Source organism: Rhizobium albus (assembly GCA_030160035.1).
In the GTDB taxonomy this organism is placed as follows: domain Bacteria; phylum Pseudomonadota; class Alphaproteobacteria; order Rhizobiales; family Rhizobiaceae; genus Georhizobium; species Georhizobium albus.
Map to the genome: position 1 here is coordinate 912,132 of BSNO01000003.1, position 14,015 is coordinate 926,146.

15 protein-coding genes are annotated in these 14,015 nt (G+C 62.9%); 5 read left to right on the plus strand and 10 right to left on the minus strand.

The window, feature by feature from the left end; translation table 11 throughout:
- Nucleotides 1-6 precede the first annotated feature (6 nt).
- From QQL76_RS12060 to QQL76_RS12085, 6 genes are all read right to left on the minus strand, one after another.
- Nucleotides 7-1,683: an efflux RND transporter periplasmic adaptor subunit gene (locus tag QQL76_RS12060; protein ID WP_499207845.1), complete on the minus strand. Its 1,677-nt coding sequence runs from the start codon at nt 1,681-1,683 to the stop codon at nt 7-9.
- A gap of 99 nt (nt 1,684-1,782) precedes the next feature.
- Nucleotides 1,783-2,214 (minus strand): hypothetical protein, encoded by a 432-nt coding sequence (locus tag QQL76_RS12065; RefSeq protein WP_499207846.1) that lies wholly within the window; start codon nt 2,212-2,214, stop codon nt 1,783-1,785.
- 158 nt (nt 2,215-2,372) lie between these two features.
- Complete coding sequence (locus tag QQL76_RS12070; protein ID WP_499207847.1) at nt 2,373-2,501, minus strand: hypothetical protein; 129 nt, start codon at nt 2,499-2,501, stop codon at nt 2,373-2,375.
- A gap of 12 nt (nt 2,502-2,513) precedes the next feature.
- Entirely contained in the window at nt 2,514-2,915 is a 402-nt protein-coding gene (gene cueR / locus QQL76_RS12075) for a Cu(I)-responsive transcriptional regulator (protein WP_499207848.1), read from the minus strand.
- Between the two features lie 119 nt (nt 2,916-3,034).
- The gene (locus QQL76_RS12080) at nt 3,035-3,574 is read right to left on the minus strand and encodes a DUF305 domain-containing protein (RefSeq protein ID WP_499207849.1); all 540 of its coding nucleotides are present in this window, start codon (nt 3,572-3,574) and stop codon (nt 3,035-3,037) included.
- A gap of 455 nt (nt 3,575-4,029) precedes the next feature.
- A complete protein-coding gene (locus tag QQL76_RS12085) occupies nt 4,030-4,227 on the minus strand; it encodes a heavy-metal-associated domain-containing protein (RefSeq protein WP_499207850.1) in 198 nt (65 codons plus the stop codon).
- A gap of 152 nt (nt 4,228-4,379) precedes the next feature.
- Between QQL76_RS12085 and QQL76_RS12090 the strand changes: the two genes are divergently transcribed.
- From QQL76_RS12090 to QQL76_RS12110, 5 genes are all read left to right on the plus strand, one after another.
- A complete protein-coding gene (locus QQL76_RS12090) occupies nt 4,380-6,896 on the plus strand; it encodes a heavy metal translocating P-type ATPase (RefSeq protein ID WP_499207851.1) in 2,517 nt (838 codons plus the stop codon).
- A 129-nt stretch (nt 6,897-7,025) separates the two neighbouring features.
- Entirely contained in the window at nt 7,026-7,499 is a 474-nt protein-coding gene (locus QQL76_RS12095) for a DUF411 domain-containing protein (RefSeq protein ID WP_499207852.1), read from the plus strand.
- Between the two features lie 556 nt (nt 7,500-8,055).
- Entirely contained in the window at nt 8,056-8,730 is a 675-nt protein-coding gene (locus tag QQL76_RS12100; RefSeq protein ID WP_499207853.1) for an SDR family NAD(P)-dependent oxidoreductase, read from the plus strand.
- Complete coding sequence (locus tag QQL76_RS12105; RefSeq protein ID WP_499207854.1) at nt 8,727-9,503, plus strand: SDR family NAD(P)-dependent oxidoreductase; 777 nt, start codon at nt 8,727-8,729, stop codon at nt 9,501-9,503. The genes QQL76_RS12100 and QQL76_RS12105 overlap by 4 nt, the downstream gene beginning before the upstream one ends.
- A gap of 54 nt (nt 9,504-9,557) precedes the next feature.
- A complete protein-coding gene (locus QQL76_RS12110; protein ID WP_499207855.1) occupies nt 9,558-10,244 on the plus strand; it encodes a DUF3047 domain-containing protein in 687 nt (228 codons plus the stop codon).
- A gap of 23 nt (nt 10,245-10,267) precedes the next feature.
- On the opposite strand, the gene QQL76_RS12115 is transcribed toward QQL76_RS12110, so the two are convergent.
- From QQL76_RS12115 to QQL76_RS12130, 4 genes are read right to left on the minus strand one after another with little or no spacing between them, the layout of a single operon-like run.
- Nucleotides 10,268-11,791 carry a class I adenylate-forming enzyme family protein gene (locus QQL76_RS12115; protein WP_499207856.1) on the minus strand — a complete coding sequence of 508 codons (1,524 nt, stop codon included), beginning with the start codon at nt 11,789-11,791 and terminating at the stop codon, nt 10,268-10,270.
- A complete protein-coding gene (locus tag QQL76_RS12120) occupies nt 11,788-12,612 on the minus strand; it encodes a Clp protease/crotonase-like domain-containing protein (RefSeq protein ID WP_499207857.1) in 825 nt (274 codons plus the stop codon). Before QQL76_RS12120 ends, QQL76_RS12115 begins: the two co-directional genes overlap by 4 nt.
- The gene (locus tag QQL76_RS12125) at nt 12,609-13,028 is read right to left on the minus strand and encodes a PaaI family thioesterase (RefSeq protein WP_499207858.1); all 420 of its coding nucleotides are present in this window, start codon (nt 13,026-13,028) and stop codon (nt 12,609-12,611) included. The genes QQL76_RS12120 and QQL76_RS12125 overlap by 4 nt, the downstream gene beginning before the upstream one ends.
- The gene (locus QQL76_RS12130; RefSeq protein WP_499207859.1) at nt 13,025-14,002 is read right to left on the minus strand and encodes an acyl-CoA dehydrogenase family protein; all 978 of its coding nucleotides are present in this window, start codon (nt 14,000-14,002) and stop codon (nt 13,025-13,027) included. The genes QQL76_RS12125 and QQL76_RS12130 overlap by 4 nt, the downstream gene beginning before the upstream one ends.
- Nucleotides 14,003-14,015 lie beyond the last annotated feature (13 nt).

Consider the following 14,015-nt stretch of genomic DNA (forward strand, 5'->3'; position numbering starts at 1 on the left):
GTCGCCTCAGCGGATCTGGTTGAGCAGTTCGGCGCCCTGCGTCACAACGCGGGCTCCTGGCTCGACGCCGGCGGCCACCAATACTCTGTCGCCGTCCAGCGGCATGATCCGCACCTCGCGGGGCTCGAACCGTTCGGCGCCGACGTGGAGGAAGACCATATCCTGCCCGTTCGCACCGCGCAGGACGCTCATGCGGGGAATCGCTAGACCTTCCTCAGTCTCCTGTGTCTGCCCCAGGACCGAGAGCATCTGGCCGAGCCTCAGTCCTTTCGTGTCGCTTTCGATACTGAAGTGGACGGGGACTGCCTGACTCCGGTCGGCAAAGCCTGCACCCTCGAACTTCAGGGCGAGGGCACGGTTGGATCCATCGCTGGCAGCCGCAGTATCGAACTGTCCGTCGTTGCCGTAGGCGAGCGCCTCGACCCAAAGGCGGGCCGGATCAACAATGTGAAAGATCACCGCGTTGCTTTCGGCCATCTGTCCCGCAACGGCGTTGGATGCGGCGATGATGCCGGCGACGGGGGCGACGAGCGGCTCCGGCTGGACCTGGACCTGCTCCAGGGCAGACCGACGCTCTTTCAGCCCCTCAAGCTCGATCTTGGCTTCATCGAGCGTCGTTCGAGCGACCGCACCACTCGCGACCAGGGTCTCGAAGCGTCTGATCCTCTGCTCCGCTATCGTGATCTCCTGCGCGAGCTCGCTCTGACGTTGCCGGACATCGGACTGGTCGATCATCTGGAGAGGGGGCGTGATCTCCGCAAGCACATCGCCGGCCTCAACGCGGGCGCCGAGCCTCGGGAAGCCTCCTTCAGGTGGCGACAGCCGGCCGGCGATCGCCGCCTGCACGTAACCGCTGGCGTTCGGATCGGGGATAATGCGGCCCGGCATCTCGACGCTGCGCCGGTGTGCCTCCTGCGCGGCGAGGATGGTTCTGATAGCGAGGATCCGCTGCGACGGCTTGGGCACGAACACCGTCCCGTCCGGGAGCCGCTGGGCCACGTCCCGGCCGGACGGCACGGGCATCAAAGCTGCCTGATCTCCGTGATCGTGCCCCTCATGGGCGACAGCAATCGATCCCGCAAAAATGACAAAGAGGACGGCGCCAGTTCCAGCAGCGAAGACTGTGCGGCGGCGAAACACCGCCATGACGAGAAGGCCACCCAAAAAGCCGAGGATGCCCACGGCGATGAGACCCGGGTCATTGCGCGACAGGCGATCGCGCAGGTCCGTGGCAAGCACTTCCTGCATCTCATCCGCAAAGGCTGAGTTTGCGAGCCAACCGGATCGTTGGGCGAGCACAGGCGCTGCGACGTCGGGCACCGACAGTGTGGCGGTGAGAAAGTCGATGTCCGAGCCGCTCGAGACAGTGAAGATGAGGTCGTATTCGCCCGGTTGCAAAGACCAGGGCGCTTCAATGCGATAGATCTCGGCTTCGGCAACAGCACTTAGTGGGCCTGCGGGAGTCTCGACCTCGATGACGGCGTCCGTGACGGGTTCGTTGGTCTCGAACCGGTCAAGGTAGATTTCAAGCGATCCGCCGCTTGCGACGGCGACGAGTTCGAAAAGCGCACTTTGCGCCTCGGTGCGTGGAACGCTTTGAGAAACAACGACCGGCGGGGCATCGCCGTGGTCGTGGCCTTCATGAGCGTAGGACAAAGGAAGGAACAGAAGCGTAGCGGTCATGGCCGCCGCCGCAGCAGCAATACGGAAATTCATCGAAAACCCCGGTCTGAAGATCGAAAAGGAGGCATGCAAAAGCTTTGCACGCCGCCGTCTTGTCATTCAGACAAAGATTTGAGGTGGCCTGATCAAGCCATCCTTGTCGATGTCGGCCATTCCATTCGGCCCGATGTGCCAATTCATTCCGTCAGAGAAAATCGGAGGAAGAGCAACAATCTCGCTCACAATCCCTGAAAGACACCCGGTGGTGCCAATGCCACAGCATGAACTGTCAGCACCCCGATCGGAAGTGGTCGGCCGGTCGATTTCTCTGGAGATCGACGGCTCTGTTACCGATGACTTCGCGTCTTGATCGTCGATGAGTTGAACATAATCCGCGAGTTCAACCGAAAGGGCTTGGATCGATGTTGCACGCGTGGCGGTGCGCTCTGCGTGGACCCCATGCGCCTGTGCCGTTGTCGTGCTGAAAAACATCGAGCTTGCGAGCACAAAGGCCGCAAGCAACACCGACATCTTTTGCAAGCCCTGCAGCATGAAGCTTCCACGATCCGAATCAGGAGGTCATTTGGGATGGAGATTACGGCTAATTTAGCGCTGTTATCACAACCAGCCTTACCCCGTATGCGTTAACACGATGATTCATCTCGGCGATAAAATCGTAAGGCCTCCCCGCGTCAACAGCTTCGAGAGCGCTACCGCTTGAAGAAGATGTATTTCACGAGGGCGGCAATGACGAGCACCAACAACACTGCAAGCACGAGGCCCCAGAGCCCCATGCCCCACATCATGCCGTCGCCCATCATCATGCCATCTTCCATCATTGTCTCAGCCTTTCACGCTGTTTGTCGCGTCGTTGCCGCCAACCCGTCGATGATCGGGCATTCGGGGCGGGCATCGCCGTGGCAGTTCTCGACCAGATGCCCAAGCATATCCCGCAGTCCGGTCAGCTCCGCGATCTTTCGGTCGATTTCGCCGAGTTTCTCGGTTGCGATCGCCTTCACATCCGAGCTGGCGCGGTCGCGGTCGGTGTAGAGTGATAGCAGCTGCCGACATTCTTCGACCGAAAATCCGAGGCTACGGGATCGCTGGACAAAGCGGAGCCGGTGAACGTCTTCGCTGGAATAATCGCGGTACCCGTTGGCAGCCCGATCGGCGGTTAGCAGACCGATGTCCTCGTAGTAGCGGATCGTCTTGGGCGGCAGGCCTGATTGTCTAGCGGCGTTTCCGATGTTCATGGCGCGTCTCCTGACCTTGGCCTTCCACCATAGGAGCTCCAGCTACTGGAAGCTCAAGAGGTTCAAAACTAATGGCAAAGTGCTGGCCGCGCGGATTTTCCCGCGCGGCCAGCAACAGCTCAGTTGGCGTTTTCAGCCAACCAGGTGGTCATCTGCTCGATCTCGCCGACCTGTGCAGCGATGATTTCTTCGGCGAGCGCGCGCATCTGCGGATCCTCGCCATGCTCAAGCAGCACCTCCGCCATGTCGATGGCGCCCTGATGGTGAGCGATCATCCCGCAAGCGAAGGCCACGTCGGCATCCTCCATCATCATGCCTTCGTGCATTGCTGGCATGCTGATCATCATCCGGCGCATGTTCTCCTGGACATGCTCGGGCATGGATTCCAAGTCCATGCCGGCCATTCCCATCATGTCCATCATCCCGGAATCCATGGCTGCGGCCTGATCTCCCTCCATGCCACCATGACCCATTGCCGAGTGGTCCATTCCGCCCATGGCGGTCGAAGAAGTGCACTGCTCAGGCATCTGGAATTCCGCATCCTGCGCCAAAGCAGGTACCGAGAACGCGATTGCGGCGACTGCCGCGGCGAGGATCGTTTTTGTAATCGTCATCTTGAGTTCTCCTGAATGTATGAATTGTCGCGCGATCACAGCCACGCGCGTCGTGGAGGGGGCAGGATGACGCCGGGATTGTTGCCCAAGCCGCGCACCGGCGGGGCAACCGTCGTCTCGCTTCGGGCAATAACGGTGGTCATTTCGGGTGCGTCGACAGACATGCCCGGATGACAATGAGTCATCATGCAGCAACCGACTGCCGAGGGCTGGCAGTCTGCGTCAAGGGTAACATGGTGAACCCGCTTGGCGCCGATCTCTTGGGCGTGTGCGTCGTGGCTGTGCAAAGCCGTGATTGCAACGTGATCGGTGGAAGACGCGGCATCCGACTTAAGCGGCGGCCAAACGAGGATTACGGCCAGCGCCACCAGGCCTGCCAGTGCAAGTCGCCATATTTGATCAGACCGCTTCATCGGTACTCTGCGTCTCTGGATCATAAAATCAACAATGCATTCGACATATAGGCCCGGGGTTTCGGCTCACAACGGCATCCGGCCGCATTACCCCGCACGGCGGGGCGGATATCCGACCTCCTCGAGGGCTGCCACAACCGCTGACTCGTCAGCAATAGACACCACATTGACGCTCTTCTGAGGCAAATCGATGTCGACCTTTGCATGTGGGTCTACAGAATGGATCGCTTTGGTGACGCTCCGGGCGCAGCCGCCACACGTCATGTTGTCGATCTGAAACTTCATGGGTTTCTCCTCGGATGGATCTGGTTTGAACCGAAGATGGAGATTCCAGTACGTGGAAGGTCAAGGGGCGACATCACGCAAAATAGGTGTTGACCTTCTAGTGGATGGAACGAGCAGAAGAACTCCAACAGCATTCGCCATTGGAGTTGACGATGAACGTCCACGCGACTGAAAGCGCCAAGATCGCTTCCAACCTGACATCAAAACCAACCGCCGTTTCGCTTCCTATCGTTGGGATGACCTGTGCGTCCTGCGTCGGGCGGGTCGAGAAGGCTCTGAACCGTGTCGAAGGAGTGGAAAAGGCGACGGTCAACCTCGCCACAGAGCGAGCCGATATAACCTTGGTCCAGCCTGTCGATCAGGCCAGTCTGGTCCGGGCGATCGAAGACGCAGGGTATGAGGTTCCGAGCCGTTCGATCACGCTCGCTATCGACGGCATGACCTGCGCCTCCTGCGTGGCGCGCGTGGAAAAGGCGCTGCTTGCAGTTCCGGGCGTCGCGTCCGCCACCGTGAATCTGGCCACCGAACGGGCGTCGCTTTCGACCTCCGGCACGGTCACGGATCGCGATCTCGTCTCTGCAATCGCCTCGGCAGGTTACGAAGCGCGGACGGTCAGCGGCAGCGAAGACAACGAGGCGCATGCGTCCCGAAAGCAGGCGGAGCAAACCGCTCTGGGCCGCGACGTCACTGTTGCGGCCCTCCTGACGCTGCCTGTATTCGTGCTGGAAATGGGCTCGCACCTCATCCCAGCGGTTCATGACCTCGTCATGAACACCGTCGGCATGCGCGAAAGCTGGTATCTGCAGTTCGTTTTAACGACAGTGGTGCTGTTCTGGCCAGGTTTGCGCTTTTACCGGATCGGACTGCCGGCGCTCATCAAGGGCGCGCCAGACATGAATTCGCTCGTCGCCGTCGGCACGCTGGCCGCCTGGACTTACTCGGTGGTGGCGACATTCGTGCCGCAGCTTTTGCCCGCTGGAACGGTGAACGTCTACTTCGAGGCTGCCGCCGTCATTGTCACGCTGATCCTTCTCGGTCGCTACCTGGAGGCTCGGGCAAAGGGTAGGACCTCAGAAGCGATTAAACGCCTTGTCGGTCTCCAGCCCAAGACAGCGCGCGTTCGACGCGATGACGAGTTGGTCGAATTGGCGCTTGCTGACGTCGTGACGGGCGACCTTGTCGATGTCCGCCCCGGAGAGCGGATTGCCGTGGACGGCGAGGTCGTTGAGGGCGCGTCCTTCGTCGACGAAGCCATGATCACGGGAGAGCCGGTGCCGGTCGAAAAAAGGCCGGGCGCGACCGTGGTGGGCGGCACCGTCAACCAGACTGGTGCGCTGACATTCCGCGCAACCGCAGTCGGTGCCGACACAATGCTCGCACAGATTATCCGCATGGTTGAGGAGGCGCAGGGATCCAAGCTTCCCATTCAGGCGCTCGTTGATCGCGTGACGCTGTGGTTCGTGCCCGCCGTCATGGCGGCGGCAGCGCTGACCTTTTTCGCTTGGGCGGTTTTCGGCCCAGAACCTGCCATAACATTCGCGCTCGTCAATGCCGTCGCTGTGCTGATCATCGCATGCCCCTGCGCGATGGGGCTGGCCACGCCTACGTCGATCATGGTCGGAACTGGGCGTGGTGCGGAGATGGGCGTGCTGTTTCGCAAAGGCGAAGCGCTGCAGTCGCTCAAAGACGCCCGCGTCGTGGCCCTCGACAAGACGGGGACGCTCACCGAAGGCAAGCCCACATTGACGGACCTGGAGACCACGGTCGGTCATGCCCGCGAAGAAATTCTGGCGTTGGTGGCCTCGGTGGAGAGGAAATCGGAGCATCCGATCGCGCGCGCCATCGTCGAAGCCGCTGAGGCAGACGGGCTGAAGCTGTTCGATCTGTCCCGGTTCGATAGCGTGACGGGTTATGGCGTCAGCGCCGATGTCGTCGGCGGACGCCGCGTCGAGATCGGCGCCGATCGCTTTATGGAGAAGCTCGGGCTCGATGTAGGAGCGTTCGCGACGATTGCCGCGCGATTGGCCGACGAGGGCAAGTCGCCTCTCTATGCCGCCGTCGACGGCGAGCTAGCCGCAATCATGGCCGTCGCCGATCCGATCAAGCCATCCACGCCGGAGGCCATCCAGGCTATGCACGCCCTCGGATTGAAGGTCGCGATGATCACCGGCGACAATCGGCGCACGGCAGATGCCATCGCACGACAGCTCGGGATCGACGAGGTTGTGGCCGAGGTGCTCCCAGATGGCAAGGTGGAGGCCGTCAGGGCACTTAAGCGCGAGTATGGCGGGCTAGCCTATGTCGGGGACGGCATCAACGACGCCCCCGCATTGGCCGAAGCCGATGTCGGCATCGCCATTGGAACGGGAACCGACATCGCCATAGAGGCCGCCGATGTGGTCCTGATGTCGGGCAGCCTCAAAGGCGTTCCCAATGCGATTGCGCTGTCCAAGGCAACCATCCGGAACATTCGGCAGAACCTGTTCTGGGCCTTCGCTTACAACACCGCGCTCATCCCGGTTGCGGCAGGTGCGCTCTATCCCGCCTTCGGCTGGCTCCTGTCGCCAGTGCTAGCCGCTGGCGCCATGGCGATGTCGAGCGTCTTCGTGTTGGGCAATGCCATGAGGCTGAAGCGCTTTCGGACTCCGATCGCCGACGTCGGTCGATGACGAGGCATTGTAAAATGCGTCGCATGGCACGCTCTGGCCGTCTGCGGTAGACAGACAAGAACCTTGGAAACAGATGGCTCAAGCCACCGCGAGAGATTGTGATAGACACCTCGGAATATGGAGGAAGAGATGGACCTGATACTTTCCCGTCGAGGCTTCATCCTAGGTGCATGCGCTGCATCGGTTGCCGCTGCGGTTCCCACGATGGCCGACACGAAACCTGCTCTCCATGTGCTCAAGGATCCCAACTGCGGATGTTGCTCGGCCTGGGTCGAGATCATTCAAGCAGAGGGGTTTGAAGTGACTGTCGAGGAGAGCACCGGCACGACGCTTGCGCGCTACAAGATCGACAACGGCATCCCGCAAGGAATGGGTTCTTGCCACACCGGCAAGATCGCGGGCTACGTGATTGAAGGTCATGTCCCGCCCGCCGATATCCGGCGGCTGCTTCAGGAACGCCCGGACGCCATTGGCCTTGCCGTGCCTGGGATGCCCTACGGATCGCCGGGCATGGGCCCGAAGACTGAGCGCGAGGCCTATGAGGTGTTCTTGATCCGGCGCGATGGGTCGACCGAAGTCTTCTCGAGCTATGGCGCCGCCTGAGTTCCGGGCGTCTATCGCTCGTAGCGGGAGCGTAGGGCCACTCTCGCATTGGCTCGATGATCATCGGTCTACTCCTCATTGGCACCATGAGGTCCAAAAAATGCCAGGCGCGCTCATTCGATAAAGATCACCCGCTTCAGAACGTGAACAATGAAGTTGCCACTCAATTGTCCGTGCCTGGTGCAGTCGGTGACACTCTGGTATCAGCCGGTCGGGAAATGTTTTCCTATACACGCTTCCGCAGCCGTTTCCGGACAGTCTTGTTTTGGAAATCGAAGCGGGATGGCCGTTGTTGAATGCGGGTGATCGCTACGACGGCTCGCAACCCCAATCTGATGTGGCATCCTCTCGCCAGCTGCGGTTAGAAAGTGTGTTTCTGATTCGCGTCCTGCGAAACTCCGGTTTCGAGGAACTCACCGGCCCTCAATTCAACGTGAGATGAGCCGACGGCAGTTTACCCGGTCGCGCGCTCGTGTTCCTTCGCACTCTGTACTTAGCGAAGGGATGTCGCGTGTTGAAATGGCAGGCCCCACATCGGCGCTCGAGAATCTATCTGGTGACCGGCGCAAGTTCCGGGATTGGGCTCGCGGTCGTGAAGCAGCTCTGCGCGCAGGGCCATCGCGTCATCGGGACAGGCCGGAGATCAGGCACATCCTTGCCGGTCGACTATCCCGATATCGACTATCGCGCCGTTGATCTGACCGAGGCGGCTGCAATCGAGCGCTTCATCGACGATGAGATAGACGGCCTGGATCGGGCGATCCTCTGCGCCGGCGCAGGCTTTTATCGAACCATTGAAGAGGAGCGAGCAGGCGAGGTCGAGCACATCGTTTCGATCAATTTCACCGCCCAGATCCGTCTTGCACATGCACTTTACGGAAAGCTCGCTGCGCGCAAAGGACGTCTGGGCCTGGTGGGCTCCGTCGCCCACAAGGGCGCGGCCGCCATGCCAGTCTATGCGGCGACGAAGGCCGCGCTCGATGGGTTCGGGCGTGCGCTCGCTCTGGAATGGCGAGACCGTGTTGCCGTCCGTGTGTTGCATCCCGGTCCGACTAGGACAGGGATGGCCGAGCAGGCTGGGCGGCCGGCAGACTGGCTCACGAAGCTGATGCTGCCGCCACATGCCGTTGCGGACATGGTCATCGACGGGCTTGAAGCTGACAGGGGCTATCGCCGGACGATCTCTTACGGCCGATATCTGACCCGACTGCCGTTGCGAGCCGCGCGATGACGCGCGTGCTCATCACGGGCGGGGCGAAGGGGTTAGGGCGCGCTTGCGTGCGCACCGCACTGAAAAACGGTGGCCATGTGACCGTTCTGGATGCCGACGCGAGCGGGCTGACGCAACTGCCGGACGGCGTTTCGGCCATCCATGCCGATCTCGCTGATGCAGCCGAACTAAGATCGGCCATCAATCGACTGAGCGCTTCAGAGCCATTCGACATCGTCATCATGAATGCCGGCATCAATGCGACCGGGCCGTTCGAAACGCTTCCGGTGGAACGGCAGGCAAAGCTCATCGCCGTCAACCTGACCGCACCGATGGCGCTCACCACCGCCTTGATCCAGGCCGATAAGATCGCGCGTGATGGACGGCTCGTTTTCGTCGGCTCCCTGTCCCATTTCGTCTCTTATCCGGGTGCCAGCACCTACGCCGGCACCAAGGACGGTCTAACTGTCTTCGCGCGCAGCCTGCGGCGGCATCTGCGTCGGTCTCTCGGCATCCGCGTTCAGGTGGTCGCACCCGGACCCATGGACACCGATCATGCAACAGAGCACTCCCCGACGCCTGACGATCGGGGAACGAGGATGCATCCCTCCGTCGTGGCCGACACCATCTGGCGGAGCTGGTCGGGCTTTCTTATCGTGCCGGGCATGGCGGCCAGCGGCGCCTCTATCCTCGGCCGGCTGCTACCGGGCATGGCCGGCAGGATCATGCGGCGTGTGATCTTCGAAAAACTTCAAGCCCGAACGTCGGAGCCGAGCAACCTGTCTTCGCGGTGAAGAGCTTTCCGTAGCGAACTGTGTCCATAACGATTTTTGACGAAGGAGCTGCCTATGACCTCGATAAAGTTTCCCATGACGCGTCGAGCCTTTGGGCTTGGCGCAGCTGCAGCCGCTGGAACGCTGTTTGGCGGAATGGGCGTCGCTCATGCCGCTGAGGTCCCGTTTGACGGGTCCTGGGAGCATCTCACCTTTCGCCGTCTCGAGCCCAATCAGTTCACGGTGGGCAACGGGCAACTGCGCGTCGTCGCCGATGGCAGCTCTTCGATCTTCTACCGCATGCTGGAGCCTTCTTTTCACGGGGCCCAAAGGGCTAGCTGGACATGGCAGGTCGACAGCTCGGTGCCGCCATCGGATCTGTCCACGATCGGCTCAGACGATCGCAATCTCGGGATTTTCTTCGTCAGCCTCGACCCCGCTGGTGCCGAACGTGTCCGTCCGGGAACCAATATCCGCAGTCTCATGACCAACCGGTCGGCCCGGATTCTCATGTATACTTGGGGCGGTAACACGGCGCCCGGCACCGTTGTGCCGAGCCCGCATGCACCAGAGCGTCTTCGCAACCTGATCACGCGACCGGCGGAAACAGGCCGCTTCACCGAAATGGTCGACCTTGCAGCAGATTTTCCGAAGGTTTTTGGTCAACCGCTAGAACGTCTTGTCGCCGTTGCGGTTTCCTCCAACAGCGAAAACACGCCGGCGCGCGTCGAGGCGACGGTCTCCGGGTTCAGTGTGACGTAACGACCGCAGGCGAGCGGTGCCCGCTAACGGATCACCTGAACCCGCTCCAGTTCCTCAGCGAAGAACTCGATCAGCTTCTGCTTGAGGATCTTGCCGGTCGGCGAAGAAGGCAGGGCGGTCGTCACCACTATGCGTGAGGGCCGCTTATAGGGCGAAAGCCGCTCGGTCACATGCGCCTGCAGCTCGCGCTCGGTGAGCCGGTCGGGGTCCTTGGTCTGGCAGAATGCCAGAACCTCCTCATTGCCACCTTCGATGCGGCGGCCGATGACTGCCGTCTGGATAACCAGTGGATGGTCGTTCAGCGCTGCCTCGACCTCGGGCGGGTAGACGTTGAAGCCACCACGGATGATCAATTCACGCACGCGGCCCGCGATATGGAGGTTGCCGGCTGCATCCATTCGGCCGAGATCGCCGGTCGAGAAGAAGCCATCTGCGTCGAAGACGGCGGCAGTGGCTTCGGGATTGCGGAAATAACCCAGCATCACATGGGGCCCGCGAGTTTGGATTTCGCCCACGCCGTCGGGGCCCACTCCGCGAAGCCGAAGTTCTACCCCTGGCAGGGCGGGACCGACGCTGACATCGGCCACGCCGGGTGGGTTCGTGGTCAGCGTGGCGCCGGCCGTCGTCTCGGTCAGCCCGTATCCGTTCTGCAGCGCCGTGCCATAGAAGGTCTCGGCGCGCCGCTTCCAGTCGGGATCAAGCGGCGCCGCCCCTGACGAGACATAGCGCAGCCGCCCGGGCGGCAACCGGTCCATTCCGCGGGCCTCGGCCTCGGCCATGATCAGGGCGTGCATCTGCGGTACAGCCGGAAAGATTGAGACATCTGCCTGCAACGCATCCAGCGCTGCGCCGGCCGAGAAGCGCGGGAACAGCCAGAGCTCGGCGCCCGCGACCATCCCAGCAATCATCATCGAGGTCACGCCAAAGACATGGGTCATTGGCAGCGCGCCCAGGATCAGGTCGCCTGGCCCCATATGGCGCATTCTGGCAGAGGTCTGGCCGCCAAATAGCAGGTTTGCATGGCTGAGCATCACGCCTTTCGGGGTACCGGTCGACCCCGTTGTGTAGAGGATCAGCCCAATCTGCTTGTCATCGGGCTGCACCGGTTCGGGCTCAGGGCTACCTTCGGCAGTCTGGATCGCCAGCTGCCCAAGGGGCGTGTGCCACGCCGGTGCGGCGGCGCTCCCGGCATGGTCAAGGGCCGATGTCGAGACTTGCGTCAGATAGACCGTCAGCCGCGGATCGGCGTGCTCGGCGATGCGGCGAAGCTCGTGTTCGGTCATCCGGGCGTTGATTGGCACTGCAATGGCGTCCAGCCGCGACGCCGCCATGATCAGCGCCACGAGGGCCGCACAGTTTTCGGCCAGGATCAGCAGACGGTCGCCGGGCCGAAGGCCGCGAGTGGCCAATTCGTCGGCCATGGCCCGGACAATCTCGTCCAGCTCGGCGAAAGTAATGCGCCGACCGTCATGGTCACGCAGCGCAGGAGCTGTCGGGCGCGCGCTGTGCTGAGCCTCGAGCGGGTGGTGGATTCGGGTCATGGTCATCGGCGTCTCTGCTCTCTGGTCAGCACGGTGATGTCGTGGCGCCGAAAGGCGGGCAGGCGGCGGTCGCGACGTGCAGACAGGCCCTCGGCGGCTTCTGCGCCAGCCAGGGCGTCCGCCATAGCCTCGGCCTCGGCGTCAAGTTGGGGGTCGAAGTCTTGCGCCCGGGCTTCGGCGAGCAGGTGCTTGATGGTGGCCTGAGAGTCCAACGGCCCCTCGGCCAGACGGGCAGCCAGCTCGGCAGCGCGCAAGGCGGCTGATCCAGGCGGCACAAGATCGGTCACGACGCCCATCGCGGCCAGGGTGGGAGCGGCAACCGGCTCTCCGGTCAGGCACATGCGAGCGGCGAAGGCAGCCGGCACAGCGCGCGCGAGCGAGGCGGTCAGGCCGCCATCCGGCACCAGGCCGACTCGGACATAGGCAGCGGAAAAGCTGGCATCATTGGCCGCCACCAGGAGGTCGCAGGCAAGTGCAATTGACAGACCTGCGCCGGCAGCCCCGCCCTCTACAGCGGCAATAACGGGCCGGGGGCAGGCGCGGATCGCGCGGATGGTTGCGTGCAGCTCTTCGATCCGGGCGCGTCGATCTTGCCGGCTCATGGCGGCACGCTCGGCCAGGGTATTCAGATCACCGCCCGCGCAGAAATAGCCGTCTGCCCCGGTCAGCACGACCGCCCCGAGCCGGTTTGCCGCCGCTGCCTCGATCAGAGCAGCCTGGATTTCAGCGTACATTCCCGGAGCCACCGCGTTCCGGCGCCCTGGATTGCGAAGCGTGACCAGAAGGTGGTCCCCGCGATCCTGTCGATCGGCCGTTGCCGCGGTCATGGTGCGGCCTCAGCCGGCACGCGCTTGAAGACGCCCGAGGCCGTGGCGATCAGGGTGCCGTCGTCCTGGACAAGGTCCGCCCCCACGAAGACCAGGCTGCGCCCACCGCCGATGACGCGGCCCGTAGCCGTGACGCCGCCCGGCCGTCCTGCGCCGATGAAATCCGTGTTGAGGGAGATCGTCAGAAACGGCTGCCGGCCGCTGTCGTCCAAAGTCAGGCTGGCGGTCGCGCCGCAGGCATTGTCCAGCAGCACCGCCGCGATGCCGCCATGCAGCACGCCATGCCGGTTGGTGTGGCGCTCATCCACGACCAGCCGGCAGCGGGCGCGGCGGTCGGGCTGGCCGACATCCAGCGTGTAGCCGATCAGCCGCTGCGTGCCCGTCTCGTCGCGGATGATGCCGTGCCCGGGTGTCATGCCGCGCTGGCCGCGCTGACTGCTATGAAGCGCTCAAGGTGATGATCGCTGTCCCCAAAACGGGCATCGGCGGCCAGAAGGCGGCGAGCAAGGGGGGCCAGCTCGTATTCTTCCGTCATGCCGATGCCGCCATGGAGTTGCACCGTCTCTTCCGCGACCAGCCGCGCGACCCGGCCAACCAGCGACTTGGTCGCCGCCACGTGTCGGTCGCGTCCCGGACCGTCCAGATGTGCGGCCAGGTTCCAGACCGCCGAGCGCGCCTGTTCGATCTCCGTCAACAGGTCAGCCATTCTGTGCTGGATCGCCTGAAACGAACCGATGGGGCGGCCGAACTGCTTGCGCGTCTTCAGGTAGTCGGCTGTCAGGTCGGTGGCCCTTTCCATCACCCCCAGCGCGTCGGCGCAGACCGCCAAGACTGCTGCGGCGACGGGACGATCCAGCAGCGCCAGGTCGCCGATCCGGCGGGCCGGTACGTCGCGAAGCGTCATCTCGGCCGCGCGGCCGCCATCCATCAGCGCGTAACCGCGCATGCTGAGCCCTTCGGCCCCGGCCTCGGCCAGATAGAGGCCATCGGTCGCGCGGAAAATCAGGTGGCTGGCTTGATCGGCTCCGTGGACGAGTGACTTCTCGCCTGTCAGCCGATCCGCCGCCGCACGGGTGGCAACGGTCCCGTCATAGCGCTGCCCCGGTTCGTCCAGACCGACCGCAATGCGTGCCGCGCCGATGGATGCCGCCTCGGCCAGATCGGTTTCTCCCGCTGCTGCCAGAATGCCAGCGCCCAGAAGCACGCTGTCCAGGAGCGGTGTCACTGCGCCCGCGCGGCCAAGCGTGCGGAACACCATCAGAATGTCAGGGCCGGTGCCGCCGAAGCCGCCAGCCTCTTCCGGCAGCAACGCCGCTCCCACGCCCAGCTCGAAAAGTGCTGCAGCGTCGCTGCCGCGTTCCAGCGTGCGGGCCAGGCTTTCGCCCAGCATCGTCTGTTCGTCC